Here is a 5,478-nt window from a genome sequence, read left to right on the forward strand (position 1 = left end):
TCGACGGCAAGGGCCCTGAGGTCGAAGGCGATGGATTCCAGCTGCATCTGCCCGGATTCCACCCGCGAGAAATCCAGGATGTCGTTGATGATGCCCAGCAGCGCGGACGAGGACGAGGTGACGGTGCGTACCTGCTGCAGCTGGCTGCCGGACAACGGCGAGCGTTCCAGCAGCTCGAGGTTGCCGAGGATGGCGTTGAGCGGTGTGCGGATCTCGTGGCTCATCGTGGCCAGGAACGCCGACTTGGCTTGGTTGGCCGCGTCGGCGGCGCGGCGCGCCTGTTCCAGTTCCTGCTGGACCTTCTTGCGCAGCGTGATGTCCTTGAAGTTGCACAGCAGTGCCTGCCGTCCCTGGAAGCGGGTGGGCACGGCCACCACCAGCAGGTCGCGGTGCGACCCATCGGCCATGGCCAGGGTGAACTCGGCTTCGCGGGCAGGTGACGTCGCACCGACCGGGCCGAACCACCGCAGCAGTTGCTGGTGCAGCGGGGCATCGCCGGCGCGTACCTGCCCGGCATAGGAATCCATCACCGCGTTCTGCAACAGCACCTGGCCGGTGTCCGGTGCCAGCAGCGACAGGCCGAACGGGGCGGTCGTCACCATCGTGCGGTTGAGGTCCTCGCTCTCGATGATGCGCAGCGAGCGGGCGTAGCCGGGCTTGAAGACCTTGCGGTCGATCAACAGCAGCACCGTCCAGACGAAGCCGATCACCAGCAGCATCGCACCGGCGTAGGCCGCCAGCCGTGGCCACAGATCGGCCAGGACGGTGCGCCAGGTGAACACATGGACCAGCTTCCAGCCGCTGGCCGAGAGCACGTCGCTGGCGATGAACTGGCCGTCCTGGTAGCTGAACGCCTCGTCCGCCGGCGGCTGTGCCAGCGCGGTGCGCAGCAGCGCAGGCGGCAACGTGCCCGGGTTGGGGCCCATCAGCATGCGGCCGTCATGGTCGGCGATCAGCAGCGCCTCGTGCGGGCGTGTGGTCGCCAGCCGCGAAGCGAACGACGCGGAAGGGTACGCGGCGACGAACACCGCGAACAGCTTCCCGTCCTGTGCCGCGCCCTGCACCAGGCGCACCGAGGGTTGTCCGCTCAGCGGATCGGTGGACGGCGGCAGCCACAACGGCAGGGCAGGGTCGAGCAGGCGCGCGACCACGTGCGGGTCCTGCAGGTTGCCCAGGTCTGGCGCCACCTGGCCGATCAGCTCGGCGGCACCGGCAGTGTCGAAACGCGTGGCGGTGTCGCCCGGTTGCAGCGGGCCCAGCCCGATGAAGCTGCCGTCGGGGTTGTAGAAGTAGCCCGAGGCCAGCAGGGCATGCGAATAGGCGCCGGCCTGGTAGCTCACTTCGTCGGCCAGGCGCAGGTAAGGCGCGTGCACCTGCAGCGGGTGCGCCGCGTCGATGTCACCACGCACCAGCACCGCCGGGAAGCTGCGGTTGCGCTGCAGCACCATCCGCCCGTGATGGGCGCTGAAGGCGGCCAGCAGCGCGGGGTCCGGGGCCTGCCGGTTGGCCCAGGCGTACTCCTCCTGCCGGACATTGATGCGCATGGCGCCTTCGTGCACGGCGAACAGCGAACGCAACGCGGTGCGGCGCATGACGAACTCGGCCTGGCGTTCGCCGACGTAGTCGTTGACCTGCGCGTACAGCATCACCGCGGTGACGGTGGCCAGCACCAGCGAGGTCACCAGCCCGCCCACGAACAGCAGCAGCCGCTGGTGGCGGCTGAGCAGGCTCAGGGCGTCGCGGCCCCGGCCCACGCGTTCCGGCGGTGTTGTCATCCCGTGCCCCTTGGCTGAACGGCGCTCCATCATAGGGTCAACCGGGCACGCCTGAGCGGATGTCCTACCTGCTGGGGAGAAGAATAAGACTGGGCCGATATGGGCGGGTACGAGCGGTTGGAACAATGTCCCCCGACGCAACAGACGGTACCCCGCCCACTGCCCGGAGACGCCTTCATGAACGCCCAGATCCGCAATGTCCTTCCTGCCACCGTTGCCCTGCCGGTCCCCAGTGCGCTGGTCGTGGACGCCAACGAGCTCCATCTGGCGTCGGTGATGAAGATGCTGGCACGCGCCGGCGCCGACCGGGTCAAGGGCGTGCATGCCGGTGCCGCGGGCATCGAGGCGCTGCGCGGCAATGACTGGGGCGTGGTGTTCGTGGACCTGGACCTGCCCGATGTCACCGGCATGCAGCTGATCGACCTGCTGGCCGACCGTGGCAGCAAGGCCGCGGTGGTGATCATGAGCAACCATCCGTGCCGCATCCTGCATGCCGCGTCCTGCCATGCCACCGCGCGCGGCCTCAACGTGGTCGCTGCGCTGCGCAAGCCGCTGGACGCGATGCTGGTACAGGACCTGCTGGAGGAACAGGCCATCCGCGCCGCGCAGGCACCGCAGGCGGCCCGGCCGGAGGAACCGTCGATGCATGGCTTCAGCGCCGAGGATCTGCGCCGGGCGCTGTTGTCGCACCAGATCAAGCCGTACTTCCAGCCCCAGCACGACGTGCTGACCGGCGCGCTGCGCGGCGCCGAGGTCCTGGCCCGCTGGCATCACCCGAGCGGTCGGGTGCTGGGGCCGCATGCCTTCCTGCCGGCCTTCGAGCGGGCCGGGATGATGGATTGCCTGACCCAGTACATGCTCTCCAGTGCCTTCGAGGTCATGGCCATGGACGGGCACGGTGCCGGCCGGGTGGTGGCGGTGAACGTCCCGGCCAGCGTCGCCTGTTCGGTGCAATGGGCCCAGAGCGTGGCCGACCTTGCCCAGGTGGCCGGGGTGGATCCGTCGCAGCTGATCATCGAGATCACCGAGGACGGTGGCGCGGCCTGCAATGCGGCCCTGTCCGGCGTGGTCGCGCAGTTGCGGTTGCGTGGTTTCCAGTGCGCCATCGATGACTTCGGCACCGGCGATTCGTCGCTGGACCGGTTGATGCGTGCGCCGTTCAACGAGATCAAGATCAACCGCGGGATGATCATGCAGGCACGCGAGTACGTGCATGCGCGCAGCGTGCTGGCCAGCATCATCGCCATGGGCCGGCAGCTGGTGGCCACCGTGGTGGCCGAAGGCATCGAGGACCAGGAGGACCTGGCGATGGCGCGCAACCTGGGCTGCCACGTCACCCAGGGCTACCTGCATGCGCGGCCGATGTCGCGTGCCGCCTACATGCGTTACGTGCTGCGTAGCGACAACGCCTGACAGGCAACGCCGCACGTTGGAAAGGGCCGGCCTTGCGCCGGCCCTTCTTGTTTCCGGCAACGGTGTGCCGATGGCGGGCGCCCTGCGGACGGAAGCGCACTGCATCGTGCACGAGTAGCAGAAGGCGTCGTGACGCCATCACATCCGTGCAACGTCGCCGACCGAAGCGGGGTAGGCCAAGTGCAGACGATGTCGTAGGAATGTTCGGGTTCGCGAGGAAGGCTTTTTCAGTGCAAATGAGTCGCTTGCGGGCGCGTCGGGATTCCTCCCGGGCGATAGCGTAATTCCCGTCACGATTGCATCGCGCACCCTTTCAACGAATCGATTTCATTTGTTTCAGATAAGTCTTATCTGAAGGCTGCATGGATTCGGACATCGCTGATTATCTCGCCGCAACCTGCTCCCTAGACTTCCCCTGCCCTGACAAGACGGCGCACGGCACGACCGGCCGGACGGAAGTCAGGCCCTTGTTGAAATCCAATCCCTCAATCCAGGAATACTGAAATGAACAAGTTCTCCCTTGCTTCGGCCCTCGCCCTCGCCCTGTTCGCTGCCCCGGCCGCCCAGGCCGCCGACGGCACCATCGAGTTCACCGGCGCCGTGACCGCCGTCACCTGCACCATCAACGGCGGCAATGCCGATTTCAACGTGGTCCTGCCGACCGTCTCGGCTGCTTCGCTGGCCACCAGTGGCGCTGTCGCCGGCCGTACCCCGTTCAAGATCGAAGTGAGCGGCTGCACCCCGGATACCGGCAAGATCTCGGCCTTCTTCGAAGCCGATGCCCAGGTGAACGAGAACGGCCGTCTGCGCGTCGACACCGGCGGTGCCAAGAACGTCGAAGTGGCCCTGCTGAACGACAGTCACAATGAAATCATGCTGGGTGCCGCTGGCAATCAGGGTTCGCAGAAGGTTGACCTGGCCGGTGGTTCGGCTGTCCTGAACTACTACGCGCAGTACTACTCGCTGGGTGGCGCCGAAGCCGGCGCGGTGGCGACCCGCGTCCGTTACACCATGTCCTACGAGTAAGCCGAAGCCGCGTGGCGGCACTGCCGCCACGCACGGATTTCCGCTGCGCCGTCTCCTTCGGACGACGGCGCGGCAACCGGGTCCCACGGCCCCCAGGAGAAACGACCATGAACAACGGTATCCGTACATTGATGATGTTCACCAGTGTCGCACTGGCCATGTTTGCCTCGCAGGCCGACGCAAGCGTGGTGATTGCAGGAACCCGCGTGATCTTTCCGGGCCAGGACAAGGAAGCAACGGTTCAACTGAACAACGCGGGGCAGCTGCCGGCGCTGGTGCAGGCCTGGCTGGATGACGGGGATGCCGCCGCATCGCCGGAAACGATCAACGTGCCGTTCACCCTGACCCCGGCGATGTTCCGGCTGGACCCGGGCAACGGCCAGGCACTGCGCCTGCTGCACACCGGGGCGGCCCTGCCCAGTGACAGGGAAAGCCTGTACTGGCTCAATGTGCTGGAAGTGCCGCCGAAGGTGAATGACGATGCCAACCGCCTGCAGCTGGCGGTGCGCACCCGGATCAAGGTGATGTATCGCCCCGCCGGCCTGCCCGGCAAGGCCGCCGATGCCCACGCCGCGGTTCGCTGGGAGCTGCGCCGGCAGGAAGACGGCACCGGTTACGCGCTCAAGGCCAGCAACCCGACGCCGTACTACGTCAACTACGGCAGCATCAGCCTGGGCACCGGCAACGGCACCCTTGATGCCGGCGGAGGCCACGTCGCGCCGGGCAGCAGCAAGCTGTTCCCGCTGGCCGCTTCGGACGCCGCCGTCCTTGCCCGCACCGAAGTGCAGTACAGCGCGATCAATGATTGGGGCAGTGCGTCCCAAGGCGTGCAGCCGGTCAGCGCGCCCACGCGTTGAACCAGGTGCCGCCAGTGGCGGCACCCCGCTGACCCCCACTTTCCCGCACCAGCGGCTTCCGGCACGGAGCGGCCGCTGGGCGGATCCCGAATCGATCAGCAGGTGCCCCGGCATGGGGACGCCTGGTGCGTACCTGGAAGATTGCCGTGAACCTGCCTGCCGCCGCTTGCCACCGTCCCGTTGCAACCCCCGTGCGCCGCCGCCTGCCGGCGCTGATCGTTGCCATCCTCGCGACGCAGTGCCTGGAAGCGATGGGGCAGGAAACGGCGATGTCGGCCGCGGCCGTGGTCCAGTTCGACACTGAGTTCCTGGTCGCCGGTGGCGGCCGCAACGTGGACATCTCCCGCTTCGAGCGGGGCAGCGTGGTGCTGCCCGGTGTCTATCGCGCCGACCTGCAGGTCAACGGC

General features: G+C 67.4%; 5 protein-coding genes. 4 read left to right on the forward strand and 1 reads right to left on the reverse strand.

The genetic code is table 11. From position 1 onward, the window contains the following. On the reverse strand, window positions 1-1,775 hold a 1,775-nt coding region (locus VA603_RS08335), incomplete at its 3' end, for a histidine kinase dimerization/phospho-acceptor domain-containing protein (protein WP_323438509.1). A gap of 177 nt (window positions 1,776-1,952) precedes the next feature. On the opposite strand from VA603_RS08335, the gene VA603_RS08340 reads away from it, so the two are divergent. The 4 genes from VA603_RS08340 to VA603_RS08355 all read left to right on the forward strand — a co-directional run. Further along, complete coding sequence (locus tag VA603_RS08340; protein WP_323438510.1) at window positions 1,953-3,188, forward strand: EAL domain-containing response regulator; 1,236 nt, start codon at window positions 1,953-1,955, stop codon at window positions 3,186-3,188. A 504-nt stretch (window positions 3,189-3,692) separates the two neighbouring features. Continuing rightward, entirely contained in the window at window positions 3,693-4,214 is a 522-nt protein-coding gene (locus VA603_RS08345) for a fimbrial protein (protein ID WP_132863771.1), read from the forward strand. Between the two features lie 107 nt (window positions 4,215-4,321). Continuing rightward, entirely contained in the window at window positions 4,322-5,071 is a 750-nt protein-coding gene (locus VA603_RS08350; protein WP_323438511.1) for a fimbrial biogenesis chaperone, read from the forward strand. Window positions 5,072-5,217: 146 nt separating this feature from the next. Then, the coding region (locus VA603_RS08355; protein WP_323438512.1) for a FimD/PapC N-terminal domain-containing protein at window positions 5,218-5,478 on the forward strand (261 nt) is incomplete at its 3' end.

This window comes from Stenotrophomonas capsici, assembly GCF_034961085.1.
GTDB classification, from domain to species: domain Bacteria; phylum Pseudomonadota; class Gammaproteobacteria; order Xanthomonadales; family Xanthomonadaceae; genus Stenotrophomonas; species Stenotrophomonas capsici.